40 protein-coding genes are annotated in these 24,151 nt (G+C 38.8%); 36 read left to right on the forward strand and 4 right to left on the reverse strand.

The window, feature by feature from the left end; translation table 11 throughout:
- Nucleotides 1–13 precede the first annotated feature (13 nt).
- From HF881_RS06105 to HF881_RS06120, 4 genes are all read right to left on the reverse strand, one after another.
- Nucleotides 14–871, reverse strand: a complete 858-nt coding sequence (locus HF881_RS06105; protein ID WP_169446809.1) for a DUF975 family protein — start codon at nt 869–871, stop codon at nt 14–16.
- 106 nt (nt 872–977) lie between these two features.
- Nucleotides 978–2,123, reverse strand: a complete 1,146-nt coding sequence (locus tag HF881_RS06110) for a site-specific integrase (RefSeq protein ID WP_169446810.1) — start codon at nt 2,121–2,123, stop codon at nt 978–980.
- A 351-nt stretch (nt 2,124–2,474) separates the two neighbouring features.
- The gene (locus HF881_RS06115; RefSeq protein WP_169446811.1) at nt 2,475–3,248 is read right to left on the reverse strand and encodes a hypothetical protein; all 774 of its coding nucleotides are present in this window, start codon (nt 3,246–3,248) and stop codon (nt 2,475–2,477) included.
- 15 nt (nt 3,249–3,263) lie between these two features.
- Nucleotides 3,264–4,019, reverse strand: coding sequence for an XRE family transcriptional regulator (locus tag HF881_RS06120; protein WP_169446812.1), 756 nt, complete (start codon nt 4,017–4,019; stop codon nt 3,264–3,266).
- Between the two features lie 174 nt (nt 4,020–4,193).
- Between HF881_RS06120 and HF881_RS06125 the strand changes: the two genes are divergently transcribed.
- From HF881_RS06125 to HF881_RS06295, 36 genes are all read left to right on the forward strand, one after another.
- The gene (locus HF881_RS06125; protein ID WP_169446813.1) at nt 4,194–4,400 is read left to right on the forward strand and encodes a helix-turn-helix transcriptional regulator; all 207 of its coding nucleotides are present in this window, start codon (nt 4,194–4,196) and stop codon (nt 4,398–4,400) included.
- 81 nt (nt 4,401–4,481) lie between these two features.
- Nucleotides 4,482–4,742: a hypothetical protein gene (locus HF881_RS06130; RefSeq protein WP_169446814.1), complete on the forward strand. Its 261-nt coding sequence runs from the start codon at nt 4,482–4,484 to the stop codon at nt 4,740–4,742.
- Nucleotides 4,743–4,789: 47 nt separating this feature from the next.
- Complete coding sequence (locus HF881_RS06135) at nt 4,790–5,497, forward strand: ORF6C domain-containing protein (RefSeq protein WP_169446815.1); 708 nt, start codon at nt 4,790–4,792, stop codon at nt 5,495–5,497.
- A gap of 98 nt (nt 5,498–5,595) precedes the next feature.
- Nucleotides 5,596–5,886 carry a hypothetical protein gene (locus HF881_RS06140; RefSeq protein WP_169446816.1) on the forward strand — a complete coding sequence of 97 codons (291 nt, stop codon included), beginning with the start codon at nt 5,596–5,598 and terminating at the stop codon, nt 5,884–5,886.
- 10 nt (nt 5,887–5,896) lie between these two features.
- Nucleotides 5,897–6,325: a hypothetical protein gene (locus tag HF881_RS06145; RefSeq protein WP_169446817.1), complete on the forward strand. Its 429-nt coding sequence runs from the start codon at nt 5,897–5,899 to the stop codon at nt 6,323–6,325.
- Entirely contained in the window at nt 6,322–6,660 is a 339-nt protein-coding gene (locus tag HF881_RS06150; protein ID WP_036756819.1) for a hypothetical protein, read from the forward strand. The genes HF881_RS06145 and HF881_RS06150 overlap by 4 nt, the downstream gene beginning before the upstream one ends.
- Complete coding sequence (gene dnaB / locus HF881_RS06155) at nt 6,657–7,991, forward strand: replicative DNA helicase (RefSeq protein ID WP_169446818.1); 1,335 nt, start codon at nt 6,657–6,659, stop codon at nt 7,989–7,991. Before HF881_RS06150 ends, dnaB begins: the two co-directional genes overlap by 4 nt.
- A 3-nt stretch (nt 7,992–7,994) precedes the next feature.
- A complete protein-coding gene (locus HF881_RS06160; protein WP_169446819.1) occupies nt 7,995–8,732 on the forward strand; it encodes a conserved phage C-terminal domain-containing protein in 738 nt (245 codons plus the stop codon).
- Nucleotides 8,733–9,554, forward strand: coding sequence for an ATP-binding protein (locus HF881_RS06165; RefSeq protein WP_169446820.1), 822 nt, complete (start codon nt 8,733–8,735; stop codon nt 9,552–9,554).
- A complete protein-coding gene (locus tag HF881_RS06170) occupies nt 9,554–10,228 on the forward strand; it encodes a DNA methyltransferase (RefSeq protein WP_143989128.1) in 675 nt (224 codons plus the stop codon). The genes HF881_RS06165 and HF881_RS06170 overlap by 1 nt, the downstream gene beginning before the upstream one ends.
- Before the next feature lie 6 nt (nt 10,229–10,234).
- Entirely contained in the window at nt 10,235–11,026 is a 792-nt protein-coding gene (locus tag HF881_RS06175) for a DNA methyltransferase (RefSeq protein WP_169446821.1), read from the forward strand.
- Nucleotides 11,019–11,246 carry a hypothetical protein gene (locus HF881_RS10500; RefSeq protein ID WP_240956789.1) on the forward strand — a complete coding sequence of 76 codons (228 nt, stop codon included), beginning with the start codon at nt 11,019–11,021 and terminating at the stop codon, nt 11,244–11,246. The genes HF881_RS06175 and HF881_RS10500 overlap by 8 nt, the downstream gene beginning before the upstream one ends.
- 220 nt (nt 11,247–11,466) lie before the next feature.
- On the forward strand, nt 11,467–11,988 hold the full coding sequence (locus HF881_RS06180) for a DUF1642 domain-containing protein (RefSeq protein ID WP_169446822.1): 522 nt from the start codon (nt 11,467–11,469) through the stop codon (nt 11,986–11,988).
- Between the two features lie 184 nt (nt 11,989–12,172).
- Nucleotides 12,173–12,511 (forward strand): hypothetical protein, encoded by a 339-nt coding sequence (locus HF881_RS06185; RefSeq protein WP_169446823.1) that lies wholly within the window; start codon nt 12,173–12,175, stop codon nt 12,509–12,511.
- Between the two features lie 150 nt (nt 12,512–12,661).
- The gene (locus tag HF881_RS06190; RefSeq protein ID WP_006154920.1) at nt 12,662–12,799 is read left to right on the forward strand and encodes a hypothetical protein; all 138 of its coding nucleotides are present in this window, start codon (nt 12,662–12,664) and stop codon (nt 12,797–12,799) included.
- 17 nt (nt 12,800–12,816) lie between these two features.
- Entirely contained in the window at nt 12,817–13,044 is a 228-nt protein-coding gene (locus tag HF881_RS06195) for a hypothetical protein (RefSeq protein WP_169446824.1), read from the forward strand.
- Entirely contained in the window at nt 13,041–13,445 is a 405-nt protein-coding gene (locus HF881_RS06200) for a YopX family protein (protein WP_169446825.1), read from the forward strand. The genes HF881_RS06195 and HF881_RS06200 overlap by 4 nt, the downstream gene beginning before the upstream one ends.
- Nucleotides 13,442–13,690 carry a DUF1372 family protein gene (locus HF881_RS06205; protein ID WP_169446826.1) on the forward strand — a complete coding sequence of 83 codons (249 nt, stop codon included), beginning with the start codon at nt 13,442–13,444 and terminating at the stop codon, nt 13,688–13,690. The genes HF881_RS06200 and HF881_RS06205 overlap by 4 nt, the downstream gene beginning before the upstream one ends.
- Entirely contained in the window at nt 13,687–14,088 is a 402-nt protein-coding gene (locus tag HF881_RS06210) for a hypothetical protein (RefSeq protein ID WP_169446827.1), read from the forward strand. The genes HF881_RS06205 and HF881_RS06210 overlap by 4 nt, the downstream gene beginning before the upstream one ends.
- Before the next feature lie 9 nt (nt 14,089–14,097).
- Nucleotides 14,098–14,604 (forward strand): MazG-like family protein, encoded by a 507-nt coding sequence (locus tag HF881_RS06215; protein WP_169446828.1) that lies wholly within the window; start codon nt 14,098–14,100, stop codon nt 14,602–14,604.
- A complete protein-coding gene (locus HF881_RS10505) occupies nt 14,588–14,998 on the forward strand; it encodes a YopX family protein (RefSeq protein WP_240956790.1) in 411 nt (136 codons plus the stop codon). The genes HF881_RS06215 and HF881_RS10505 overlap by 17 nt, the downstream gene beginning before the upstream one ends.
- The gene (locus HF881_RS06225; protein ID WP_169446829.1) at nt 14,988–15,152 is read left to right on the forward strand and encodes a hypothetical protein; all 165 of its coding nucleotides are present in this window, start codon (nt 14,988–14,990) and stop codon (nt 15,150–15,152) included. Before HF881_RS10505 ends, HF881_RS06225 begins: the two co-directional genes overlap by 11 nt.
- Before the next feature lie 22 nt (nt 15,153–15,174).
- Entirely contained in the window at nt 15,175–15,528 is a 354-nt protein-coding gene (locus HF881_RS06230) for a helix-turn-helix transcriptional regulator (protein ID WP_169446830.1), read from the forward strand.
- On the forward strand, nt 15,510–15,974 hold the full coding sequence (locus HF881_RS06235; protein ID WP_033585811.1) for a hypothetical protein: 465 nt from the start codon (nt 15,510–15,512) through the stop codon (nt 15,972–15,974). Before HF881_RS06230 ends, HF881_RS06235 begins: the two co-directional genes overlap by 19 nt.
- 115 nt (nt 15,975–16,089) lie before the next feature.
- Nucleotides 16,090–16,656, forward strand: a complete 567-nt coding sequence (locus HF881_RS06240; RefSeq protein WP_169446831.1) for a tyrosine-type recombinase/integrase — start codon at nt 16,090–16,092, stop codon at nt 16,654–16,656.
- Nucleotides 16,657–16,997: 341 nt separating this feature from the next.
- Nucleotides 16,998–17,315 (forward strand): HNH endonuclease signature motif containing protein, encoded by a 318-nt coding sequence (locus HF881_RS06245; RefSeq protein WP_169446832.1) that lies wholly within the window; start codon nt 16,998–17,000, stop codon nt 17,313–17,315.
- Between the two features lie 107 nt (nt 17,316–17,422).
- Nucleotides 17,423–17,761 carry a hypothetical protein gene (locus tag HF881_RS06250; protein WP_007519093.1) on the forward strand — a complete coding sequence of 113 codons (339 nt, stop codon included), beginning with the start codon at nt 17,423–17,425 and terminating at the stop codon, nt 17,759–17,761.
- Nucleotides 17,758–19,398, forward strand: a complete 1,641-nt coding sequence (locus tag HF881_RS06255) for a terminase TerL endonuclease subunit (RefSeq protein WP_169446833.1) — start codon at nt 17,758–17,760, stop codon at nt 19,396–19,398. Before HF881_RS06250 ends, HF881_RS06255 begins: the two co-directional genes overlap by 4 nt.
- Nucleotides 19,399–19,456: 58 nt before the next feature.
- Nucleotides 19,457–20,608 carry a phage portal protein gene (locus tag HF881_RS06260; RefSeq protein WP_169446834.1) on the forward strand — a complete coding sequence of 384 codons (1,152 nt, stop codon included), beginning with the start codon at nt 19,457–19,459 and terminating at the stop codon, nt 20,606–20,608.
- Nucleotides 20,589–21,371 carry a head maturation protease, ClpP-related gene (locus tag HF881_RS06265; RefSeq protein WP_169446835.1) on the forward strand — a complete coding sequence of 261 codons (783 nt, stop codon included), beginning with the start codon at nt 20,589–20,591 and terminating at the stop codon, nt 21,369–21,371. The genes HF881_RS06260 and HF881_RS06265 overlap by 20 nt, the downstream gene beginning before the upstream one ends.
- Nucleotides 21,372–21,387: 16 nt before the next feature.
- A complete protein-coding gene (locus HF881_RS06270; protein ID WP_169446836.1) occupies nt 21,388–22,509 on the forward strand; it encodes a phage major capsid protein in 1,122 nt (373 codons plus the stop codon).
- Nucleotides 22,510–22,524: 15 nt separating this feature from the next.
- Complete coding sequence (locus HF881_RS06275; protein WP_169446837.1) at nt 22,525–22,815, forward strand: phage gp6-like head-tail connector protein; 291 nt, start codon at nt 22,525–22,527, stop codon at nt 22,813–22,815.
- Nucleotides 22,808–22,984 carry a hypothetical protein gene (locus HF881_RS06280; RefSeq protein ID WP_169446838.1) on the forward strand — a complete coding sequence of 59 codons (177 nt, stop codon included), beginning with the start codon at nt 22,808–22,810 and terminating at the stop codon, nt 22,982–22,984. Before HF881_RS06275 ends, HF881_RS06280 begins: the two co-directional genes overlap by 8 nt.
- Nucleotides 22,968–23,360 (forward strand): phage head-tail adapter protein, encoded by a 393-nt coding sequence (locus tag HF881_RS06285; RefSeq protein ID WP_169446839.1) that lies wholly within the window; start codon nt 22,968–22,970, stop codon nt 23,358–23,360. The genes HF881_RS06280 and HF881_RS06285 overlap by 17 nt, the downstream gene beginning before the upstream one ends.
- Entirely contained in the window at nt 23,353–23,754 is a 402-nt protein-coding gene (locus HF881_RS06290; RefSeq protein WP_169446840.1) for a hypothetical protein, read from the forward strand. The genes HF881_RS06285 and HF881_RS06290 overlap by 8 nt, the downstream gene beginning before the upstream one ends.
- The gene (locus HF881_RS06295; RefSeq protein WP_169446841.1) at nt 23,755–24,135 is read left to right on the forward strand and encodes a hypothetical protein; all 381 of its coding nucleotides are present in this window, start codon (nt 23,755–23,757) and stop codon (nt 24,133–24,135) included.
- Nucleotides 24,136–24,151: the final 16 nt, after the last annotated feature.

Here is a 24,151-nt window from a genome sequence, read left to right on the forward strand (position 1 = left end):
TTTTTGTATGCTCTTATCCATTTCGACGTTTACGGGCTAGTAGGACTCTATAAAAGAAGATGTGATTGTTTTGGATATAGGGAAGGATTGAAAAACTAGCAATTCCAAAAGTGATCCAGTTGAGGAAGTACCAAGGGAGTAGTTGTAGGTCGAGGACAAAGCGTTGAAATTTGTAACCCTTCATCAAGAAACGGCTGGTTTTCAGGATTTGACGGGGTTTAGCCTGGCCTAAATCCAGAGTGTCGCAGAGGAGGAATTCTACCTGCGAGTAGGCATAATGTTGCGGAACGTAGAGGATGTTCCCCACAATCATCAAGATGAGACTCGCGAAAAAGTAGAGCCCAAAGGTCATAAGGAACTGCTCGGTTTCAACGGATGAAAGGTCTAGTTTTGGAAATTCAGGATGTAGGGCAACAAATCTTCGAGCCAAGAGATTGCTATAAAAGAGAAAATAAACGCCTACTAAGTTTGGAATACTCCATAAAAAAAGATAGAAACGTTTGAGGAGCAGGGTTAGAAAGGTTTGTGAGAAGCGCTCTTCAGCAAAGAGGGTCAGGCTTGATTTTACTGAGAGTTCCGTATCAGGATCCTTGAGGAGTCGGAGTGTCGCAAAGGCAGCACCTGCTAGAAAAATTGTGCTCATAAAAGAAACCACTAGTGGGAAGAGATAGGCTTGGAGCACTTGCGTCAGCATGCTGAAAAAGGATTGCTCTAAAACATTTTCTTGGAGACGAGCCAAGGGGTTGAGAAAGCCTGATAAGATGACCAGCATACTAGGAAGGAGATAGACAAGAAAGAGGCGGGGATTTTCAGCCTGAAATTGCCTAGTCTGCAGACGAATGGTTTTTAAATCAATTTTTGGGTATTTCATTCTTTCATTATACCATAAATAGTACACAGCTTGCTAATCCTTTGAAACCAGTGGACTTCTAGCGTGTTAAGCAAAAGTGAATACGATATTGAATACGACTTTACTTTTAGCTGGAGCGGATGAAATCCATGAGCTGGTCAACGACTTCAACACGTTGATTATCATTGATGTGGGTATACATATCAAGGGTGATTTGAACATTATTGTGACCGAGTCTATCTGAAATGATTTTCGCTGTAACACCAGCTTCAAACAGAAGAGAAGCATGTGTATGCCTAAATCCGTGAGGCGAAATTTTTTTAAGATCTTTGTGTTTACAAAAGAATCTGCTAAGTTTCACTTTCATAGTTGCAGCCAAAAGCCATCCCCCACTATTATTCGTAAAGATATAATTCGAATCATGTTTGTAAGGCACACCAGCCTGGAAATATTCTTTTATCTGCTGACGTTTCCAGAGCTTCAGTACATTCAGGGTTTCATCATCCAAGGTGATAACTCTCTTACTCCTTTTGGTTTTAGGGTCCTGAACAGTTTGTTTTTTTCCAATCACGACAGCCGTGCGAGAAATGCTTAACCGTTTATTTTCAAAGTCAACATCTGACCACATGAGGCCGATAGCCTCTCCAGTTCTCAATCCAGAAAAAGCGAGTAAGTGAAAAAAGGTATAGTCTACTGGCTTACAATTTGCTTTGTAAACTTTAAGGAACTCCGTTAGTTCCTGTTTTGTATAGTAGTTTTCTTTGCCCTTTAAGGGTTTATTTTTAGGCTTGATAATCTTATCTAAGGGATTTGACTTAATGATGTCAAGAGAAGCGGCATACTTGAAAATACGGCTAATAACAGAGTAGTAATTAGCATATAGGATATAGCGTTTACTTAACTTGATAGCAACCTTTTGACAATAAGCTACACTGATTTGCTGAATCTTCATATCTGTAAAATATGAGTCAACCATAACATTAAGTTTCTTCTTAGTGTTCTGATAAGTTGTTGGTTTTACAGTGCTCTTGTAGCTTTCAAGCCATAGCTCAGCAACTTCAGCGAATGTAGGGTTCTGGAAATCTTCATTGTTTGAAAAACCATTCTCTTCGACGTCTAAGAGAAGGTCACGTTCGGCAACCTTGGCCTCTTTAATGGTTTTAAAACCACGTCTTGTTGTGCGTTTTTCTTTTCCAGTTGCAGGGTCTATACCCAGATATGTTTGAAAGAGGTATCTAGTCTCTCCTTTTTTTGTAATGTATTTTTTTATCATAAAATGTCCTTTCTTTTCGATTGCTTGCCCGCATAGTTGAAAAGGTGCAGAATTTATGATAAACTATAGCTGTATTTTTTTATCATCTTTTCCATTGCTTGCTAGATGGAAGGTTGAAACCTCACACTCAAAGTTTGGCGACGGCGAGTGTGAGGATTTTTTTATTTTTAATTCAACAAAAAACGGTAACTAAATTTATAGTTACCGTTTCTGCGTGGCAGCTTGTGCCAACCAGATTATTTGCACTAGGATTTCTCCTAGGTTAGTAACTATATATTATCAAATATATATCCTTTTGTCAAATAAGATAGCGCGCTTTGATTTCATCGCTTAAAATTTTCAGGGGATTATTTATTTTTTTAAGACTTTCAACTTAATTCGAATCTTGAATGAATCCTTAACTGTACGAAGTCTACCACTATCCGGATTAATATCTTTGTAATCACCGCCATAAATTTCAGCATTTTTGATAACTTCATTATTTGGATCTACGGTTAATCTTAATACCTTTCTATTTTTGGACTTAGTGACATAGCCTAAGTGATAACCTCGAACCACAATTTTAACTGCATTAGGGTCAAATTTATTATCAAATTCAGGGATAAACTCTACATCTGGAATTTTAAAAGGCAAGTATTTATAAAATCTTCCTCCAAAAATTAATTCCTCTTTAATTTCTTTAGAAGTATATCCTAAATAAGGGGTATCATCTGATTCTCTTATAAGTTCTTGACATAAATCTGAGAAAGCTTCTTGGCGATAAGATATTCCTTTCACTTTGAGAATAACATCATAAATAGTTCTCTCGTCAATCTCCTGTTTTTTTATTCTGTCTTCTATTTGAACAACCAATAGTTTATTCAGCTCTTCAATTTCATACTCTAGTTGATCAGTATTAGATTGCCTAGGAAAAACACCAATCAAAAAGAGAATAACTAAACTGCCGATAATAAAAGAGAAAATTGTTAGTAGTATATTTCCAACGATACCAAGCAGAAAAACAGATATTAAAGTCAGCAAAACCAAAAAGGCTATTAAAGACCTTTGATTTTCCAGTTTACTAATTGTTTTTCTGTGTTCGTCTATTAGTACTTTGATTTCCTTTTCAGTAAGAGTAGTAGACATATAAGCACCTTGACCTTAATTTTCAGATGGCATGAAGTTTCCGACAATTTTTCCAATAATTCTAGGATCTTCTTCAAATGGTGCGAACTTATCTTTATATTTTGGATTAAGGGAGACTAAACGCAATCCATCAGGTTCACGATAAACCTTTTTAATATACGTTTGACCGTCCCAATCAACGGCATAAACCGCTCCGTCATAATCAAAACCAGTCTCTTTTATGAGGACAACCTCTCCGTTTTGGAATTTAGGTTCCATTGAGTCTCCGAAAACCCAAGAAGCAAAATCGTGGTCTAGGTCTTTATCATAAAAAACAGTATCATAGTTCCCATCGTTGAAGTATGAAAAACCAGTACCAGCTGATAGTTTTTCAAAAACACGGTATTCAAAAAGCTTTTCCTCAATTGTGATTACTTTATTATTTTGCTCTTTCAATTGTTCGTTAGCGTAGTTAAGAACCTTTTGTTTTCTCGGAGTTGATAGCTTGACAACTTTTTCAGTGATTTTATGAATCAATGGGGATGTGGGGATTTTTAGCTCATTTACTTCCTGAGTTTTATCCTCTATCAAGTCTGATTTATTAACTCCAAAATAGTCCGCAAGTAATTCGATCTTTCCTATCCGAGGATAAGTTATGCCTTTTAACCAATCTCTTACAGTAGTGTACTTCAATCCGAGATCAGAACAGAGCTTATTTCTATCAATCCCTTTGCTACTCATCAAATTCTCTAAGTTCGCAGAAAAAATTTCTTTACTTTTATTATTGCTCATTTTTATCGCTCCTTTATATAGTATATATTACGGCAAAAACGCAAAAAAGTAAAGAAAAAAATAAAAAAATACGGCAAAAACGCAAAAAACACTTGACATTGCGGTTTAACCGCATTATAATGTAGTTATAGTTGAGCTAGTCAATTATAAAAAAATGATAGAAAGGACAGCAACATGCCAAAAATGACTCTTAAAACATTGCGAACTCTAAAGAACTGGCGACAAGTGGACGCAGCAGAGGCTATTGACGTCTCTGTTGACACTTGGGGAAATTGGGAGCGAGGAAAAACAGAACCTACTGTAACCCAAGCTTATCAAATCGCTACTACTTTTGATGTGTCTATTGATGACATTATTTTTTTACACGATATTGCGGTTTAACCGTAATATAAAAGGAGCACTATGAACAACGCAGTTAAACGATTGGTAGTTGGCAGTAATGTCCTAGAGTAGGAGAGGGATATGAGTAAACCATCAAAAAAATCACTACCAATTCAAAATTTAGAAATTAAGATAGATAGCGACTCTAGTATTCCACGAGTTATTTTGAACGGGATTGATTTTCAAGCAGAAGATATTGGTCTTCAAGGTATCAAGATAATTTGGGAGACAAAGAAAGATGAAGTACCAGAGACACTTATTCAGGTTGATTATATAAATAACCGTGAAGCATCTCATATAGTATCTGTCAAACAGTCGTTTAAAAATACTTTACTTAAATAGTTTTGGCGAGTTTTATTTACATTATATCAAATTTAGAAAGGAATATTATGAACGAAATTTTTAACTTTCACGGGCGGGAAGTCCGTACAGTGATGTTTGATGACGAGCCGTGGTTTGTCGGGAAAGATATAGCAGAGATTCTTGGATATGTAAATTCAAGAGATGCTCTGGCAAAACACGTTGATGAAGATGATAAGCTAACGTCGCAAATCGCGACGGCAGGTCAAATGAGAAATCAGACAGTTATCAACGAATCTGGTCTCTACTCTCTTATCTTATCCAGCAAGTTACCTCAAGCCAGAGAGTTCAAGCGTTGGGTAACATCTGAGGTCTTACCAGCTATTCGCAAACAGGGTGGATTTATCCGAGAGGATTTGGACGAGGATGCCTTTATTGCTCTATTCACTGGGCAGAAGAAGTTGCGTGAGCAACAGACTAGCATGCTGGAAGATATCGACTATCTCAAGAGTGAGCAACCGATTCATCCGAGCTATGCTCAATCGCTACTGAAGAAGCGCAAGGCTCGGGTCGTTGCTTGCTTAGGTGGTATTGACAGTCCTGCTTATGCTGATAAGATTTTTGCTCAATCAGTATTTAGACAAGCTGAGATTGATTTCAAGGACCACTTCAACATCAGTCGCTATGATTTGCTACCTAAAAAGTTTGCAGAAGCCGCATTGGCCTATTGGATGACTTGGGAACCAAGTACCAATACTAAGATGAAGATTATGGAACTGAACGCTTATGCATTGTAGAGCAAAAAAGCACCTGACAGCAATCAGGCGCATACTTAAATAATTAAAACCATTATATCACAAAAATGCTTGCCCGCATAGTTGAGAGGATGTAGAAAATGGAAGGAATAACGTTACAATTACGATTGGACGGCGAAAGTGCTGAATTGTTCACGAATCAATTATTGGCCTTTGCTAAAAAGCAGGTCAAGGAGCAGTTAGAGAATGATCGTATGCCAATCAATCAACAGGCTTTGATGAAGAAGTTTGGCTTTACTCATGGCTATATTAAGAAGTTAGAACGTAAAGGATTAAGATTTCGTAAGCAAGGGAAAGATATTATGTACGATGTCAATGATGTTTATGAGATTTTAGAGTTAGAAAAACAAGTACGAAAATTAAGAGCGTAAGGAGAACAAAATGACAGAACCAACTTTATCAAGCCAATTGCTTGGCTTAGCAGTGATTTTCATTGGGATGTTTATCCTAATGGTGCTTACGGCTAAAAATGAAAAATCGGATAAGCAAAATGTAGTGGTCATTATTGAAGAAACAGAAGATTTCAGGGAAGTTGCTCGAAGAAACCTGAGAATGTGTGACAGAAAGTCTACCTATGACACCCAACCACCTATAGGTCTTGCTTCATCGATTGAGGATGTACCACAAGTTTTTAGAGCATGCATCGAAGACTATGATAGACTTGCCTATGATTTTCAGGAAGAAGCAAGTAATAATGAACTTCTAAGAAAGCAAAATGCCGAGCTTTTAGTTGAAAATGGTCGCTTGCTTTATCAGGAAATGACTTTGGATTTCCGTAAGAAGCCAAGAAAATGGAGGGCAAAGATATGAGTGTTAGTCGTGAAATGAGTGAGATGGAAATCCGTGTGTTAAACATGATCATGAATTGCGCGACTTTCGACCTGCCAATCCAAGCCAGTGAAATTCGTTTAGAAACTGGGCTCTCAAAACGTAAGGTAGAAGAAATTATCGAAAGCCTGCGTGTCAATTTTGGGCATCCTATCGTAGCCAAGAAGATGAAGCCAAACGGATACTACTTGCCACGAAGTGAGGAGGAGCGACAAGCTGGTCTTGCTCCTTATCGCAGACAAATATTGACCGAGCAAAAGAACCTTGCTGCGGTGATGAATGTTGATCTAGAAAAATACTGGGGGAATAGCGCATGAATGAAGAATTTAGAATATTACCTCATGATTTAGCTGCTGAACAGTCTGTTCTTGGTTCAGTATTCATCTCTCCTGATTCACTTATATTTCTAGCGGATGAATTGGTTCCAGATGACTTTTACAAGCCGGCAAACAAAATTGTATTTAAGACCATGTTGTCCTTGCTTGAAAAAGGTGAGCCAATCGATGCTACGACTATGGGCTCTGCTCTCACGAATCAAGGAGATATTTCAAAAATCGGGGGTATCAACTATGTTGTCGAGCTAGTAAACTCCACTCCGACATCAAAGAATGTGGAGCACTATGCAAAGCTTGTGAAAGAAAAGGCTACGCTCAGAAAGATGATAGCAAACCTATCTGACTCCCTCTCGAGTGCTTATCAGGGTGATGTACCTGTTGGTGACATCATCGCAAGAACTGAAAAGTCTATGCTTGACATCAGTAATCAAAATGCAGGGACAGGATTTCGTAATGTGGCCGATATCCTTGATACACATATGCAGATGGTGGAGACTCGCTCTCAGACAGATGGAGTTGTGACAGGTCTATCGACTGGGTTCGTTGGACTGGATAAGATTACGACTGGTCTTCATGAGGACAATCTTATCATCCTTGCCGCTCGCCCTGCAATGGGGAAGACAGCGCTAGCTCTAAATATCGCTCAATATATCGCTGTAAAAGAGAAAAAGCCTGTTGCTATTTTCTCGCTTGAGATGGGGGCGGAGAGCTTGATTGAGCGGATGTTAGCATCTGAGGGCATGGTAGAAGGGTATCACCTAAAAACTGGGAATCTGAGTGTTGAGGAATGGAGTAGGCTAGTGCATGCGCAAGGGAATCTCTATGACGCTCCTATTTTTGTTGATGATACGGCTGGTATTCGTATCTCTGAGATACGGTCAAAAGCTCGAAAACTTGCCCAGGAGATGGGGGGTCTTGGAGTCATTATCATTGACTACTTGCAACTGATCACTGGCTCAAAAGGTGAGAATCGTCAGCAGGTAGTTTCTGAGATTTCTAGGGAATTGAAGATACTAGCTAAGGATTTGAAAGTACCTGTCATTGCCCTGTCACAACTAAGTCGTGCAGTTGAACAGAGACAAGAAAAACGTCCAATGATGTCAGATTTGCGAGAATCTGGCTCTATTGAGCAAGATGCTGATATTGTAGCCTTCTTGTATCGTGATGCCTACTATCAGAAGGAACAGACAGACAGTCAAGAAGCTAACAATGTAACCGAGCTGATCCTGGAAAAGAATCGGCATGGTAGTTTAGGGACGGTTAAACTATATTTTCACAAAGAATACACAAAATTCTCAAGTGTGGAGGAGTAGAAGATGGCACAACGAAGAATGTTTAGCAGGAAGATTACTGAAACAGACAGATTTCTTGAGATGCCTTTATCATCACAAGCTCTCTATTTTCATCTTAATATGGGGGCAGATGATGAAGGGTTCATTGACAAGGCTAAGACTACCCAGAGAACAATTGGGGCAAGTGATGATGACATGAGGTTACTTATCGCAAAAGGATTCTTGATTCCGTTTGAAAGTGGAGTGGTTGTTATCCGACACTGGAGAATCCACAATTATATCAGATCTGACAGATTTCAGTCTACTTTACATCAGGATGAAAAAAATCAACTAGAATATGACCACTCAAAAACAGCTGTGTTAAAACCTTTGGAAAATGTCATACCAAATGGATACCATTCGGATACACAGGATAGGGTAAGTAAGGTTAGCTTAGATGAGGATAGCTTAACTACCTACCCTAAAGAACCTGACAATATCCCTTACAAAGAAATTATCGATTATCTCAATTCAAAGACTGGGAAGAATTATAGAGATAATGTTCAGAAGAACAGATCTCTGATTAAGGCTAGATGGTCTGAAGGATATCGACTAGATGACTTTAAGCAGGTGATTGATAACATGGTTAAGGATTGGTCAGGTACGAAGTATGCGAAATACTTGAGACCAGAAACCCTCTTTGGAACGAAGTTCGACGGTTATTTGAATCAAGGAAATGTTGTTAAACGTGAAAAGAAAACAGACGAAAGGCTAGGGTTTTAGATGAAACAGTTTAAACAATTCAGAACTAGAACAGTTCTTGATGATGTCTGTGAAATCCATGGATGCAATCTTTGGTCTGTTAAGATTCCTGTCAAGGGCAAAGTTGAGGAAATCAGTCAATGTCCTGAGTGCGAGAAAGAGAACATTCGACGCTTTGAAAAGCAACTGAATATGGAATCCGAGGTCAAAAGTAAACTATCGGATACATACGAAGTCTTTGCTCGTGACAGTATCGTTTCAAGTAAGTTGGGCAGCAAGTCACTACATGATTATGAAATTCGAGTTGACATCGACGAAAATGCTATGAATTTTGTGAAACGTTTGGAACGTTGCTATGCCAAAGGTGAGACTGGGAATGCTATCATCACTGGTCCGTCTGGTGTTGGTAAGAGTCATCTGACATATGGTTTTGCTCGGTTTCTCAATGAGCAATTTAAGTCTTATGATGAACCGAAAAGCGTGCTCTTTGTTTCAGTTGTGACCTTGTTCGACAAGATTAGAGAAAGCTTTGAGTTTGACAATGGTTTCTCAGAAGCGAAGATGGTCAAGCTACTGTCTGAGGTTGATTTCCTCTTTTTGGATGACCTTGGGAAAGAGAGTCGTAAGGCTGACACGAAGCGGAACGAGTGGGCACATCAGATATTGTTCAAGATCCTGGATAATCGGACGAATACGATTATCAACACTAATCTATCTAGTGAAGAAATTAAGGAGCTTTACTCGGACGATTTTGGGAATGGTGCTTTATCAAGTCGTATCTTTGAGGGAGCAACTGGAAAGTGCTTTGTGTATCCAGCTGGGATGAAGGATAGGAGGTATTGATGAGAGAGTTTTTTAACAACGATTGTATGGACATCATGAAACAATATCCTGATGATTACTTCGACCTAGCTATTGTTGATCCACCTTATTTTTCTGGTCCAGAAAAAAGAGAATACTATGGTCGAAAAGTTAGTCCGATTGGTGTCAATAGACTGTATGGCAAAACCTCAGAGTGGCAAATTCCAAATAGAGATTATTTTGATGAACTTTTTAGGGTATCTAAAAATCAAATTATTTGGGGTGTGAACTACTTCGACTATTCTTTTGGTTCTGGCCGTATCGTTTGGGACAAAGTTAATGGTCATTCAAGTTTTTCAGATTGTGAGATAGCATACTGCAGCTTACATGATAGTACACGGCTGTTTCGCTATATGTGGAATGGTATGATGCAAGGCAAGTCAATATCTGAAGGCCATATTCAGCAAGGAAATAAGGTATTGAATGAGGTTAGAATCCATCCGACTCAAAAACCAATTAATCTTTATCTTTGGTTGCTACAAAACTATGCAAAAGACGGAGATAAGATTCTTGATACTCATGTCGGTTCAGCAAGTAGTTTGATCGCTTGTCAAGAATTAGGTTTTGAGTATGTAGGCTGTGAGTTAGACGGAGACATCTTCAACCTTGCTAAACAGAGGCTTGATGCTTATGAGAAGCAGTTGAAGTTATTTTAGGAGGTATTGATCATTAAAAAAATGACAGTTTGGGCGCTTTTTGATAGTGGAAATGGTTCTTATTTTAAGGGTGCTAACTCTCTGAATAGTTCGGGGGGGGGGGCGAATATTGAAATCTATTCAATCGGAATGGATATAGAAAACAAGAACAATCATTTCATAAATTTGAATCTTGCCGATTACAAACGCTTATTTGGAGACAACACACTTTTTGATACGCTTGACAAATTGCCACGCCCAGATTTAATCATAGCTAGCCCACCATGCGAATCATGGTCAAATGCTTCTGCCATGGAAAACGGGAATGCGTGTTGGAAACGCAATGATGTGTCTGATAGCTTGTTTGCTCCACAAGTAAGACCTTCACCGTTCACGATCAGGGCAAATAAGGATTACGAGTCAGCCTATATAAATTATCAGTACGACAGGCAATTTTTAAAAAGGGTCAATGGCGAGCTAACAGCTTTCAATACAATAGAAATCATAAAAAGATATAGACCACAATTTTGGGTTATTGAGAATCCAGCAGCTGACAGACTGTGGCCTTACATCGAGGACATTATTGGATTCAGAATTCCATACAAAAACCTAGCTAGATACAATAATTATGATTATCCTTTACAAAAACGGACAATTTTTGGAAGTAATATTGAACTTAATCTTAAAAATAAAATTATCAAGCAGGATATCGAGTGGAAAAACTTCTCAAAATCATACAACGAGAGATCTAATATACCTGAAAAATTGGTGTCAGAAATATTCAAAAAAATTTACAAGGAGTTTAGTAAAGATGATTGAACTCTATTTCATTTACAACGGTCACCGCAAGATACTCATTGGGAGTTTCGGCCACATACATAGCGCAATCAATGAACTAAAGAAACATCAGGCTAGTTATTCAGCAATCAGTCATCCACGATTTCGGAAAAGCATGAGTGGTGAGAACATCAGGATTGACTACGGAGCAGCTGATTGCTATTACTTAGCAACAAAATCAACGTGTCGCGAACCACGTTAAAAGCGAGCTAGAATATGCGTCAGACTTGGACGAATGACGTATAAAGAATTTGCTAGCTCTTGTGTCTTTGAGCCATGAGGGACAAGAGCTGGATTTTTAAAAAAAGAAATCAAAGCAGATGAGATATTGTCTGGTCTAATCACAGAAACCATCCAGAATCGAATCGAGATGCTAAAACAAGAACTTGTTGAATTGGGAGTAGAAATGGAGGACTTAGAAGATGAATAAAGAAAAAGTGTTTATAGAGGGATATGAAGTTGGTTTTCTAGTAGACACAACGGGGGCTAGGGAAAAGAAAATTCAAGTCGCTAGTGGAGAAATCGTGAGCATAGACGAGAGATTCATTTACAAATCAATTGAACTTGAGAAAGTCGCAATCCCGCAGTTTGTGGCGGATTATATAGAGTTTAAAAAGGCAAACGATTTTCATGTTTATGGGGCGATGAGAGTGATTGAAGATCATTACGATAAGAGAGTCCCTGAATGGTTTTACGAAAATAATATCGAAACATTCGCACTTGCTTGGATTCTAGGTTATGAGGTCGAGAAAGAGAAACGGTATATTGTAACTCTGAAATCAAGTGGACAAAAGTTGTACTATCACACTGAAAATGAGGATTATATTTTCTCTAGTTATGATGGAGTATTCTATTCAGGATATCATACTAAAACAGATCTAGAAGAAAATGACATGAGTTGGGTGTTTGATTGCCCAGGTATGGAAATTAAAGAGGTTGAGTGATGTCATGTAGTGAAAGTTTAAAAAAAGAAAAAGAATTGACTGCTATTATTTTAAATCTCAAGATAGAAGTCTTACAAAATGATGATAAATTGAGCAGTCAATCATTAAGCAACATCAAAAGGCAAACAAGGGATCTATATGAATGCCTAGTATGGTTGCAGTATAGTGCGGAGGAGTCGGATAGATGAGTTATGATTTGGAAATCTTGGGAAAAATAGAAAGCGGAGATTATATTTGCATAGATGAACCTGAAAATAGTTCTCCGACCTACAATCTTGGGGAAATGTTTAGGAATGCTATGAATTGGGATTTCAAACAAGGTACTATCTACAATGTTGCTCAGATTTTTGAAAACATTCAACGTGGCATCTCAGAACTGGAACAGTATCCTGAAAAGTATGTACAGTATGAACCTGAGAACAAATGGGGGACCGTCAGCAGTGCGTTAGAAGATTTGAGATCATTGAGAGATTGTATTTTAGAACAAGAGATTGATACAAAATATTTATATATGAGGTGGTAATATGACACGACCAAACAGATACCCGTACACACGAAGTCAATGGATTGAAGAAACCGATGATTATTATACATATGCAGACGATAAGTGTTTTCAAATTCGAGTTTTAAAAAATAGACTCACTAGAGAATTCAAGAGCAAGGAGGTGGAGTGATGGAAGAAGTTATTATGGCTACGTTACCTAACAAAGAATTAAATCGTTTAATTAAAATTGAAATTGCAGTTGAAAATTTAATTGAAAACGGAATACTTGATGAAGATGTCTTTAATGAGTATTTGAAGGAAGCGTAAATCGAGGAGGTAGAAGAATGAGTAGATTTGAAATTTCCCTGTCTAAAGATGACCTTGAACATATCGCTAACGGTTATGACATCAAAATCAAAATCAACGGTAAAAGATTTTCGGAAACAAATGAAATCATTTTGAAGCCTGCATTGACAAATGATGTTATGGCTCCAATATTGAATTATAGAAATAAAATAATCGATACTGAAAAGCAAAATATTGTTAATAATTTCATGGGAGGTGCAAGATGATACCAAAATTCAGAGGGTTATCCATTGACGAAAACAGCAAAGGAGAATGGCAATACGGACATTTGATTGAAGATAGAGGAAGAGCATTTATTATCAACGAAGTGGTAGAAGCTAATGAACAATACATTACTATAGGTTCTTGGTGTCCTGTAAGTATAGAATCAGTAGGACGTTTCACAGGGATGTTTGATAAAAATTTACGGGAGATATACGAGAAAGATATTTTAGGTACAAAAGATGGTTTGTTAAACGGATTTATCGAATATAGAGAAGATTTAGGAATGTTTGTGAATAGCTTGATTAGATACAACAATTTTGAACGATTATGTAATGTAGCTAATTCAAGAGAAATCATCGGCAATGTCTACGAAAATCAGGAGCTTTTGGAGGTTCCAGAATGAAACGCTTCTTAATTGGCTATACCTTACTTACTACTTGCTTATTATTTATGCAACGATCGATTATAGACGAGCAACAAAAACCCTTACTAGTCTATCATGCTGATAGCAAATATCAGATTACGGGCAAGGTTACGGAAAAACGAAAAATCGGAAGTCTTTTCACTATCACGGTTAATGGTAACGTTTTTGTGGTTAGTGAGCAGAAGTACAACAATACAGAAATTGGAAAAGAGGTAAAATTATGAAATACAAAACTAAAATCAATGGAAAAGAAATCGAATACGGTGCACTAGTTGAAAAATCACATTTTTCAGACGAAGAATGGTCTGCCATCTATGCAGAAATTGCAGAAGAAAATTACCCAGAAATTTTTAAAAAAAGAAAATCAGATACAGCATTTATTGACACGCTTGGTGCTTTGACTTCACTAGAAGAACGATATGAAGCATTACTAGAGCTACTGCCACAAGATCAATTCTCTCGCGCTGGCACTCATCCAAAATGGGTAGCTGATGCAGTAGCAGAAAACACTCTGAACAAAGTGGATACACAATACGATGTGTCTGTTTTAATTGAACGATGTGAAACTCTAGAGGAATTGAAGAGTGAGCTGACAGAATACTTTGATTTAGAAGAAATGTAGGGTAAAAATATGAACAACACAGAATTAGAAAAAAAAGTACAACAATGGTTTGTAGATAGAAATCTACATGAAGCGAATCCAGTCAAGCAATTCTTAAAGCTCATGGAAGAATCAGGTGAATTGTTTGAAGGTATCGCAAAGGATAAATCTGAACTGATCTATGATGCGCTTGGCGATATCCAGGTAGTATTGATTGGACTGGAGCAACAAATTAAGAATGGTGCTCAGTTCTCTGCTAGCCAACAGGAACTTGAATTGCTGCTGATGGTTTCAAGTCTGGGCAATATCGCGCAAAAGCTTTATGCTCACATTTGTCACAACGGAACTCAGACACCTCTTATTAAGTCTGATTTGATGTTTCTCGATAGTGTAGTTAGCACTGTTTCATTTTTAAACGGGACAGATGCAGAAAATTGCTTGCAGATTGCGTATGATGCTATCAAAGACCGAAAAGGGAAGATGATTGACGGGGTATTCGTAAAAGAGGAGGATTTACCAGATGTTACCAAGATTTAGAGCATGGTATGTGTTAGCAGAAGAAATGATTAATGAAATACTGATGATTTCATTTGTCAGAAAGGAAATCATAGGGAAGTTTAGCGATGGCTCTACATCGGTTCCGTTAAAATTTGAAGATAAGCGAAATGGAGAAGATGTTATCCTTATGCAGTCAACAGGTCTTTGTGACAAGGAAGGTACAGAAGTTTTTGAAGGCGATATCTTACATCATCAAATACAGAAAGAATATACCTTTATTGTCAAATATGACAAAGAGAAAGGTTGCTGGTACGGTGACGGTCTAAGTCGCACATATCGGATTAAAATCACAAAGGAATTTTTACCGTATTACAAAGTCATTGGAAATATCTATGAAAATAAAAACTTGCTGGAGGTTGAGAATGAGAATTAAAACTTCGAATGGCGCAATCGTCAACGTCAACAGCATGAAACGAAGCATCACAATCGAAGGAATCGAGCTCGGTTCAGATTGCCAAGCTTTAGTATCTAAGCATCAAGATGGTACAGGTACGATCACTTTAGTTTTTGATGGCAAGATTATTTGAAATACGTAAGGAGATTTGAAAGATGCAGCTAAGATTGAAAGAACTTAGAGAGGACCTGTGTCTCTCTGTAGTACAGATGGCAAAAGAAACAGGTGTTTCACAAAATACAATTCATTTGTATGAGCGAGGTGGATATCCATCTATTAAGCAAATTGAAACGATTGCTAAAACCTATGATGTAAACCCTGCATGGTTAGTTGGGTGGATAGATGATGAAACGATGCCTGCAATCCAGGTAGTCGAAAAAGTGGTCTATAAAGAAAGTCCAACAGCAAGACTGCCAGATTATCACAATAACAATAACGATGGCAAAATTATCAAATGGGTTAAATCCAAAAGATACATGGGAGGTAAGGTTTGGTCAAAAAGAACTTAACAAAAGCACGAAGGGATTATCTCGAGTTTGAACTCGATGATAAATATTTAAAGATTGACAAACTTATTGGCCAACGTAGACATGAGCTAGAACGTTTGTACGAAGTTAAGCATCTTACCGTTCCTGGTATTGATGATACTGGAGCAAGTGGCAGTGGGACATTCGTCAACAGGTCGGAGAATCTAGCGGTTGCTTATGCAAGCGATCCTATGATTTTAAGATTAGAAAATCTCCAAAACGCTATTTCCCAATTACTAGAGAATCTAGAACCAGATGACAAAAAAATCTTTTATCTTCGCTGGGGAGAACATACTGGATACGACTGGATTCAAGTTTGGCACATCATGGAAAATGGAGAAACTGGGTACTTGTATAGACACAGCAAGCAGATTTACAGAAGACGAGAAGTGATTCTCGATACACTTTCAAATCTGCTCTTTATGTAAAGTTGTCAAAAAAACATATAGAATTGACAAAAAGAATGTGGTAAATTAGTATCGTGAAGAATAGCAGAGAGGAAATCTCTGCTTTTTTTGTGCATTAAAAAGGAGGTGAAGATATGTGGTAGTTGTTGAACCAATCAGAAATAGAGATGATGTTCAGCTTATGATTAAATGGATGACGTTGCATAGTGCAGTCAAAGAGTCAGATAGACAACGGAACCTCATGCTCTTCCTTTCTGGTGTTAATTTGGGATTTCGTATTGGTGATATCGTTAAACTGAAAGTAAAGCACGTTAAAGGTTGGCATGTCCAGATCGTCGATGAAAAGACAGACAAACCAACTAAACGAAAGATGCCAAAGAAATTCAAGAATGCTATGAGGCAGTACATCAAAGATAAGAAAGATGAAGACTTCCTCTTTCCAAGCCGAAACGGAAAGCACCAGCATATAAAACCTAACACAGCTTACAAGATCATAAAGAAAGCTGCTGAAGAAGTCGGTCTAGAAAACATAGCTACTCACTCGATGAGGAAGACCTTTGGCTTATTCATGTACGAACAAACCAAGGATGTCGCTCTGATAATGGACCTACTGAACCACTCAAGCCAGAGTATTTCACTGAGATACATAGGCAAAAACCAAGATTCACAAGACCGAGCCATGACGAAGTTTCAGGGCTTTTAATTTTTTTATTTTACTATCAATTCATTGTTTTGAGGTTATGATGATTTCATTTCGCACTTGCAAGATAAACGCTTGATAAATCTGAATTAAAACTCATGTAGCGAATTCACTAGAATATGTAAAACAAGGAATTGAGAGAGTAAAAATAGCGAGGTTTACAAAAGTATGTTAGGTCTAATACGAGGATTGATTCTCAAGATAAAAGATAAAGATAACAGAGAATATTTTTTTGATTCTCAAATTGAAGAATCTATTATTCGATTTCAAAAACTAGCAAACCAAACTTTAATTAGCTCTGACAATTTTGCTGAATCACTTTTGGAAATCAAGAGGATAATCTTTTGAAAATAGAAGTAGGAACTAGAGCAGACCGAACAGAGTTTTATAATTCCAGCGAATGGAGAGAGCTTCGTAAGTTTGCACTTGAACGTGATCACTACGAATGTGTTTGGTGCAAAGACGAAGGCAAAGTCACGAGAGAGAACTTAGAGGTTGACCACATCAAGGAGCTTGAGTTCTATCCAGAGTTCGCTCTTGACTTAGACAATCTTAGAACTCTATGCAAAGAATGTCATAACAAACGTCACGGACGTTTCCAATTTCGAAAATCTAAAAAAATGATTGAGAAAAATTTCAGAACAGACGAATTTTGGGGATGATAACACCCCCCGGTCAAAAAAAATCCAGTATTTTTAAGGCTTTGGGAACCGGTGGGAGGGGTTAACTGTCCAAATTTTTAACAAAAAATTAAAGGGGGTGGGGGGTAATGGAAGAATACTCAGAAAAAAATATAAAAGAATTAGAAAATCAGCTACTTTCTAAAATCGGCTATTTTAGTCCTAGAAAAAAGGATGCGATCCAGTACGAAAAAGTGAATCGTTATCTTTATCTCGTCAGACTGCTCTATGAGCTGAAAGCCAAACTTCATGAAGACGGATTGGTCATCACTGTCCACAACGGCCAACAAAGATTCCAAAAAGCGAATTCTCTCATCAAGGAAATCAACACAACAAGCAATCAGCTTTTGGCGATTGAGCGCTCGTTTGATTTCGAGGTTGAAAATTCTCCTGTTGAGAAATCTACGTCTGGAAGTGATCTGTTATGATTTCTCATCCGCTAGTTGATGACTACATCAAAATGGCCGAGAGTGGAGAAATCGTCGTCAACAAGGAAAGAAAGCTGCTGTTTAAAATTATCAAGGAGAAAATCTATCCTCGTGATGATTTGTATTTTGATAATGACCTGATTGAGAAATTCATTCGGTTTACGGAAAAGAACTTTTTTCCTCTAGCGAAATACCAGCTTTTCTTGACCCCGTTCATTTTTCTTTTTAGGAAAGAGGATGGAGAGCCACACTTCGACGAGCATCTATATACTTTATCTCGTGGTGGTGGTAAGAATGGTTTTATGTCGGCAAGGTCAGCGTTCTTTATCAGCCCTATCTACCCTATCAGAGATTATGATGTGACCATCACTGCCAATTCTGAGAAGCAGGGCAAGGTTTCGTTTGAGGAGGTCTATGAGACTATCCAAAGGCGAGGTCTTGAGGACCATTTCTATCTAACTAAAATGTCTATTACAGGTCGAGCGAATAACTCGGTCTTTTCTTTTCGGACGAACAATCCGAAGACCATGGACTCAGCTCGTGATGGTTGTCTTGAGTTTGATGAGATTCACCAGTTTGAAGATGATAAGGCCGTGAAGGTTCAACGGTCTGGTCTTGGTAAGATTGCTCATGCTCGGACTTTCTACAACGGGACGAATGGATATGTGCGTGAGGGATTCTATGACAAGCTGATAGATAAGTCTATGCAAATCTTGAATGGAGAGGTTGACGATTTCAGGCTATTCCCTTTCATCTGCAAGCTAGACAATGCGGACGAAGTAGATGATATGAAGAACTGGCCAAAGGCAAATCCGATGTTGGATGAAAGCACTCCTTACGCTAAGAGGTTGCTTGCAAGAACCAAGGCTGACTATGATGACCTTGAGTTGGAACCGTCTGGCCGTCAGGAGTTCATGACAAAACGGATGAATCTTCCCGAAGCGGACCTTGAGAAAGATGTTACTTCTCGAGAAAAGTTAGTTGCTTGTTTACGGTCTCCTGGTATCGACTTGAAAGGTCGGTCATGTGTGGCTGGTTTTGACTATGCGAGCATCCGAGACTTTGCGAGCGTTGGTTTGCTATTTAAGAATGGTGATGAGTTCATCTGGAAGCAACATTCATTTGCACGGAAATCGTTTTTGAAAGCTTTCAAGCTAAAAGCACCTATTGAAGAATGGGCTGAAAAAGGCTTGTTTACAATCGTTGATGGTCCGAGTATTGATCCTCGGCTTTTGATTGCCAAGCTGGAAGAATGGAGAAATCTTTATCAGATTGAGCTTGTATGTGCTGATGGTTTCAGAATGGACTTGTTGAAGCCATTGCTAGAAGAGGCTGGGTTTGAATATGAGTTCTTGAGAAATCCTGGGGCGATTCAATCCAAGGTCGCACCAATCATCGAAGATGGATTTGCGAATGAGCGGTTTATCTTTGAAAATGACAACTCTATGATTTGGTATACAGATAATACCTATGTCAAAGAGGACAAGGATGGCAATAAGCGTTTCTTGAAGAAAGAGCCTGTCAGAAGAAAGACAGATGGGTTCCATGCTTTGATAGCTGCTCTCTACAAGCGTGAGCTTGTGCAAGAGTCGAATATTGGGGAATTCCTTGACATGATTGATAGTTGGGAGTTTTAATCTAAGCATAAATTTTGGGTGGGTGGTCGGCAGAAATTAAAAGAAAGGAGGAAGTGCATTGGGGTTACTGAATTTATTTAAGCGTGAAGTGCCAGAGGTTGGTTTTGAGTTCGAGGAACTTGAGCGGATGTTTGGGAATCTCCAACTTAAAAGTTTAGCGATTGATAAGTCAGCTGAGTTCATCGCTCGAATTTTCGCTAAGTCAGTGTTTAAGTATCAAGAAAATGGCAAGGTTAAGTCTTCTGATTGGGACTACTTGCTGAATGTAAGGCCTAACAAGAACGAATCTGCGTCAGATTTTTGGCAAAAGGTCGTCTATCGGTTGATCACTAAGAATGAGGTCCTAATCTTTCTTACAACTGATGACCAGTTGCTTGTTGCTGACTCTTATACACGGACAAAATATGCTGTTTATGATGATGTGTTTGAGTTTGTAACTTGTAGAGGATATACCTTTGAGAAGCGTTTTCGGATGAGTGAAGTCATTTTCTTACAGTACAACAATAACCGACTGCAAGATTATATTTCTGACTTATTTGCTGATTACGAGAAGTTGCACACTCGTTTGGTCGAGGCCTTGGCTAGGAATAATCAAATTAGAGGAACTCTGAAAACCAAAAATAATGGGAGTTTTGATCAGCAGATGCGTGATAAACTCCAATCATATGCTGATGGTCTTTTTAAATCATTTAGTACCAAGACGATTGCCATTGTTCCAGCTCAAGATGGAATGGAATATTCCGAGCATACGAATACAACAGGGACTTCAAATATTTCTGTTGATGAGTTGAAGAAACTTCGTCGGCAATTTGATGATGAGGTCGCGGACGTCTTAGGGATTCCAACAGCTTTAAGTCATGGCGATATGGCCAATCTTGAAAATAGCCAAAAGATGTTCAATAGTTATTGTTACCAATCACTCGTTAAGAAAATGAGTGATGGACTTAATTTCGCTTTAGTGTCAAGACGGCAATACGAGCGCAATAATCTATTTTTAATCATCGGCGAAGGTCAGAAAGATAAGTTTGCACTTGCTGAAAACATTGATAAGCTTATTTCTTCTGGGGCGATGACTCGAAACGAGGTGCGCTCTGAACTTGGCTTAGAATCTGTCCCTGGTGGCGATAAATTCCTCATCACCAAAAACTATCAACTTGGTGAACAGTTAGAGAAAGGAGGTGAGAAAGAAGATGAAAGTAATTCCGATTAAGGGTACGATTATTTCTAACGATGATCGCTGGATTTATGACTGGCTTGAGTGGGAAGCTACCGCTCCAAAAGATGTCGTCCTCCCTGAAAGTGGTGAACCGATTGAGGTTCATATCAATTCGGGCGGTGGAGATGTTTATGCTGGTAGTGAAATCTATACTGCTCTACGCTCGTATCCAGGTGATGTGACCGTGAAAATTGTCGGTATTGCAGCAAGCGCAGCAAGCGTGATTGCAATGGCAGGAGACACGGTTGAAATCAGTCCGACTGCCCAAATCATGATCCACAACGTTTCAACGCAAGTGAACGGAGACCATAATGCCTTGCTTCATGAGGCCGGTGTGCTAGAAGGGTTTAACAAGTCTATTGCTAGCGCTTATGTTCATAAGACTGGAAAGGCTCTTGATGACTTGCTTGACTTGATGAACAAGACTACCTGGTTTGATGCTGAATCAGCTTTGAATCATGGATTTGTAGACAAGATTATGTTTACAAACGAAGTCGCTCCGACTCTGGTAGCGAGTGAAACTCCTATGATCCCAAGTGATTTTATCGAAAAAATGAGGTCAGCAATGACACCAGATATCGATAAAATCGCAGAACTGGTAGCTAAAAAGCTAGAAGCTAAACTACCAGATATACAAATAGACAAAGAGGCTTTTGAAAATAGCGAATTTCTACAGAAGAAATTCAATTTTCCAGAAAGTCCAGAAAATAACACAGACAAGGCTGTTCCTAAAGGGTTCGGTCTTTTTATGTTTTAAGAAAGGAAAAAACAGAATGACAATGCAATTATCTAACCAATTTGAAAAACAACGTCAGGCATTTTTGGATGCCGTTGCAAATGGTGCACCTCAAGAAGAACAAGCGAAGCTATACAATGACATGATCGAGTCCATGACAAATGAAATGATGGCTCAAGCTCGTGATGCTGCCCGTGAAGAAGTTTCAACCTTAAATCCATACGATGCTAAGCTGACCGCTGAAGCTCGTGAGTTTTTCAATAACATTGAAAAAGCCGCACCTAAGGGAGTTGAAAAACTCTTCCCACAAGAAACAATCGACCGTATCTTTGAAGATATGGTTATGGCACGTCCACTCCTTCAGCATATCGGCCTTAAAAATGCTGGTATCCGTTTGAAATTCCTTAAATCAGAGCAAACTGGTCAAGCTGTTTGGGGCAAAATCAATTCAGAAATCGAAGGACAACTTAAACAAGAATTCAACGATGAAGAAGCAATTCAACACAAGTTGACTGCTTTCGTTGTGATTCCAAAAGATGCCGAAAAATTTGGTCCAGCTTGGTTGCAAAAATTTGTTTCTGCACAAATTACAGAAGCCTTTGCCGCTGCCCTTGAAGCTGCTTTCTTGAACGGCGATGGAGACAACAAACCTATCGGTCTTTCTCGTACTCTCTCAGGGACTGTTGAAAGCAATAAGACAACTTATGCTGAAAAAACAGCTCAAACTGCTAAGTTGACTTTTGCTGACTCAGCAACCGTAGTCAAAGAATTGACAAATGTTTACAAACATCACTCTGTAAAAGCGGACGGAACAACTCCAGTTGCAGTAGAAGGCAACCTTGTGATGGTTGTTAACCCAGCTGATGCTTGGGATGTAAAGAAACAATACACTTCATTGAATGCTCAAGGAGTTTATATCACTGCGATGCCATTTAACCTTATCTTGGTTGAATCCGTGGCGCAGACTGCTGGTAAAGTAACTACATTTGTCAAAGGTCGTTATGATGCCTTTGTCGGTGGCGGTATTTCATTCGGTCGCTACACAGAAACCTATGCTTTGGAAGATTTGGACCTCTACACTGCTAAGCAATTTGCTTATGGTAAGGCTCACGATGAAAAGACTGCAGCAGTCTGGACTCTACAACTTCCTCAAGCCTAATCTAGGAGTTGAGCCATGACTCCAGAAGAACAACTTCATCCGCTCCTAAAATCTTTCAAGGAGCGGATGAGGATTTTTCATAATGGGGAGGATGCAAACCTCTCCAAAATGTTGGAAAGTTCTGAGTCAGCCATTCTCAGTCTGGTCGGTAGTAAGGACTCTGCTAATCCACGAGTGAGAGAGCTTATTTTAGAACGTGCTCGATATGTCTACAATGATCAAGTTGAACTTTTCTACGGGAACTTTCAAGGGGATTTGATGGCATTATCACTAGAAAATTACAAATTGGAGGAAAAACATGATTAAGGTTTTAAAAGGATTTTATGACCTCAAAGAAGGGGTATATCGTTCTACTGGCCAAGAATTTGAAGCGACAAAAGAGCGCTTTGATGAAATCGACGGGGCGCTTCCTGGCTTTGTTGAATGGACAGAAAAACAACCAGAAGTAACAATTCCTGATGTCCTATCAGACTAATCGCCCTAGCTATCGATATAAAAAGCCTGAGGCTCAAAATGGAGACCTGAGAACCCCCTTGACTTTCTATACTTCTAAAGTCGAGGAGGGGCTTCATGGTCGTGATGTGAGTCACGAGAAGGCTTTTTTTACGATGGGCCAAGTTTACTCCCCTAGCTTTAAAGACATAGAGATTGCAACTGGTAAGTCTATGCAAGCTAAGATGACTTTGAAAATCCGAGATCCTTTGTCTGATTATCAGCCGAAGAATGAGCATTTTGTCGAAGTTGGCGACAACCGTCTCAGTGGTGAAAAATGGCAAATTATCGATGTTCGTCCTGATTTTGATAATCGGGATTTTTTGATAGTTATTATCGGTGGTGGTCAAGATGTCTAGTGGAGCAGAATTAAGAGGCTTTGATGATGTTCTTAGAAACCTTGAAGTTCATCTTGGCGATACTAAGGTCAAACGTGCTACTAGTCGTGCCTTGAAAGCAGTTGCAGATGAGACTCTAGAAGAGTTTAAAGGTGCTTTGCAAGTCTACAAAGATACTGGAGCAACTATTGAAAGTGCTACTGTTGGGCGTGTGACTGGTCTTGCTGCTGGCGTCCCTGTTGTGAAAATCGGTTTTGGTGAAGGCTCTCGTTGGCGCTTGGTTCACTTGAATGAGTTTGGATATAGCAAGAATCCACATCCGAGAGGTTTCGGTGTTATCAGACGCTTCTCAGAGGCCCATGCTAAAACATACAAATACAGGGTGGCTAGTCATTTGAAGATAGGAGGGTTTTAGATGGTCAAAGATAAATTCAATGAACTCTATGAGGCTTTGAAAAAAGATGAGACTTTAGCTGGAATCAGTATCAAATCTTTTAATCGTCCGGACTCGCTACCAAGCAATGAGACAAGCATCGTCATTAGACCTGTTGGTCCGCCGATGCAGGCGGTTCATGGTAGTAATACGAGTCTGGCTAAGACATTTCTCTATCAGGTCAATGTAGAGTCTATTGACTATACGGAGTGCAAAGTACTCCAAAGAAAAATTGAAAAGATTATGGAAGACCAGGGATTTTATCAAACTGTTGGTGGTTTGGATGAATGGATTCCAGAAATCAAACGATATGTAGATGCTCGGACCTACAAAGGGCAGAGCACTCTATACGAAGAATACTAAATTAAAGAAAGAGGTG

Origin of the sequence: Streptococcus sp. WB01_FAA12, assembly GCF_012843315.1 — a bacterium.
Lineage (GTDB): Bacteria > Bacillota > Bacilli > Lactobacillales > Streptococcaceae > Streptococcus.

What these genes read in the sequence shown, in the direction of transcription:
- HF881_RS06180 (WP_169446822.1), top strand. Translation starts at nt 11,467, where the DNA reads ATGAATAAAGAAAAAGTGTTTATAGAGGGATATGAAGTTGGTTTTCTA.
- HF881_RS10500 (WP_240956789.1), top strand. Translation starts at nt 11,019, where the DNA reads ATGATTGAACTCTATTTCATTTACAACGGTCACCGCAAGATACTCATT.
- HF881_RS06280 (WP_169446838.1), top strand. Translation starts at nt 22,808, where the DNA reads ATGATTAAGGTTTTAAAAGGATTTTATGACCTCAAAGAAGGGGTATAT.
- HF881_RS06210 (WP_169446827.1), top strand. Translation starts at nt 13,687, where the DNA reads ATGAAATACAAAACTAAAATCAATGGAAAAGAAATCGAATACGGTGCA.
- HF881_RS06200 (WP_169446825.1), top strand. Translation starts at nt 13,041, where the DNA reads ATGATACCAAAATTCAGAGGGTTATCCATTGACGAAAACAGCAAAGGA.
- HF881_RS06130 (WP_169446814.1), top strand. Translation starts at nt 4,482, where the DNA reads ATGAGTAAACCATCAAAAAAATCACTACCAATTCAAAATTTAGAAATT.
- HF881_RS06255 (WP_169446833.1), top strand. Translation starts at nt 17,758, where the DNA reads ATGATTTCTCATCCGCTAGTTGATGACTACATCAAAATGGCCGAGAGT.
- HF881_RS06215 (WP_169446828.1), top strand. Translation starts at nt 14,098, where the DNA reads ATGAACAACACAGAATTAGAAAAAAAAGTACAACAATGGTTTGTAGAT.
- HF881_RS06120 (WP_169446812.1), bottom strand. Translation starts at nt 4,019, where the DNA reads ATGAGCAATAATAAAAGTAAAGAAATTTTTTCTGCGAACTTAGAGAAT.
- HF881_RS06135 (WP_169446815.1), top strand. Translation starts at nt 4,790, where the DNA reads ATGAACGAAATTTTTAACTTTCACGGGCGGGAAGTCCGTACAGTGATG.
- HF881_RS06185 (WP_169446823.1), top strand. Translation starts at nt 12,173, where the DNA reads ATGAGTTATGATTTGGAAATCTTGGGAAAAATAGAAAGCGGAGATTAT.
- HF881_RS06230 (WP_169446830.1), top strand. Translation starts at nt 15,175, where the DNA reads ATGCAGCTAAGATTGAAAGAACTTAGAGAGGACCTGTGTCTCTCTGTA.
- HF881_RS06295 (WP_169446841.1), top strand. Translation starts at nt 23,755, where the DNA reads ATGGTCAAAGATAAATTCAATGAACTCTATGAGGCTTTGAAAAAAGAT.
- HF881_RS10505 (WP_240956790.1), top strand. Translation starts at nt 14,588, where the DNA reads ATGTTACCAAGATTTAGAGCATGGTATGTGTTAGCAGAAGAAATGATT.
- HF881_RS06105 (WP_169446809.1), bottom strand. Translation starts at nt 871, where the DNA reads ATGAAATACCCAAAAATTGATTTAAAAACCATTCGTCTGCAGACTAGG.
- dnaB (WP_169446818.1), top strand. Translation starts at nt 6,657, where the DNA reads ATGAATGAAGAATTTAGAATATTACCTCATGATTTAGCTGCTGAACAG.
- HF881_RS06165 (WP_169446820.1), top strand. Translation starts at nt 8,733, where the DNA reads ATGAAACAGTTTAAACAATTCAGAACTAGAACAGTTCTTGATGATGTC.
- HF881_RS06270 (WP_169446836.1), top strand. Translation starts at nt 21,388, where the DNA reads ATGACAATGCAATTATCTAACCAATTTGAAAAACAACGTCAGGCATTT.
- HF881_RS06115 (WP_169446811.1), bottom strand. Translation starts at nt 3,248, where the DNA reads ATGTCTACTACTCTTACTGAAAAGGAAATCAAAGTACTAATAGACGAA.
- HF881_RS06265 (WP_169446835.1), top strand. Translation starts at nt 20,589, where the DNA reads ATGAAAGTAATTCCGATTAAGGGTACGATTATTTCTAACGATGATCGC.
- HF881_RS06140 (WP_169446816.1), top strand. Translation starts at nt 5,596, where the DNA reads ATGGAAGGAATAACGTTACAATTACGATTGGACGGCGAAAGTGCTGAA.
- HF881_RS06195 (WP_169446824.1), top strand. Translation starts at nt 12,817, where the DNA reads ATGAGTAGATTTGAAATTTCCCTGTCTAAAGATGACCTTGAACATATC.
- HF881_RS06160 (WP_169446819.1), top strand. Translation starts at nt 7,995, where the DNA reads ATGGCACAACGAAGAATGTTTAGCAGGAAGATTACTGAAACAGACAGA.
- HF881_RS06290 (WP_169446840.1), top strand. Translation starts at nt 23,353, where the DNA reads ATGTCTAGTGGAGCAGAATTAAGAGGCTTTGATGATGTTCTTAGAAAC.
- HF881_RS06225 (WP_169446829.1), top strand. Translation starts at nt 14,988, where the DNA reads ATGAGAATTAAAACTTCGAATGGCGCAATCGTCAACGTCAACAGCATG.
- HF881_RS06275 (WP_169446837.1), top strand. Translation starts at nt 22,525, where the DNA reads ATGACTCCAGAAGAACAACTTCATCCGCTCCTAAAATCTTTCAAGGAG.
- HF881_RS06145 (WP_169446817.1), top strand. Translation starts at nt 5,897, where the DNA reads ATGACAGAACCAACTTTATCAAGCCAATTGCTTGGCTTAGCAGTGATT.
- HF881_RS06190 (WP_006154920.1), top strand. Translation starts at nt 12,662, where the DNA reads ATGGAAGAAGTTATTATGGCTACGTTACCTAACAAAGAATTAAATCGT.
- HF881_RS06170 (WP_143989128.1), top strand. Translation starts at nt 9,554, where the DNA reads ATGAGAGAGTTTTTTAACAACGATTGTATGGACATCATGAAACAATAT.
- HF881_RS06110 (WP_169446810.1), bottom strand. Translation starts at nt 2,123, where the DNA reads ATGATAAAAAAATACATTACAAAAAAAGGAGAGACTAGATACCTCTTT.
- HF881_RS06285 (WP_169446839.1), top strand. Translation starts at nt 22,968, where the DNA reads ATGTCCTATCAGACTAATCGCCCTAGCTATCGATATAAAAAGCCTGAG.
- HF881_RS06250 (WP_007519093.1), top strand. Translation starts at nt 17,423, where the DNA reads ATGGAAGAATACTCAGAAAAAAATATAAAAGAATTAGAAAATCAGCTA.
- HF881_RS06150 (WP_036756819.1), top strand. Translation starts at nt 6,322, where the DNA reads ATGAGTGTTAGTCGTGAAATGAGTGAGATGGAAATCCGTGTGTTAAAC.
- HF881_RS06205 (WP_169446826.1), top strand. Translation starts at nt 13,442, where the DNA reads ATGAAACGCTTCTTAATTGGCTATACCTTACTTACTACTTGCTTATTA.
- HF881_RS06125 (WP_169446813.1), top strand. Translation starts at nt 4,194, where the DNA reads ATGCCAAAAATGACTCTTAAAACATTGCGAACTCTAAAGAACTGGCGA.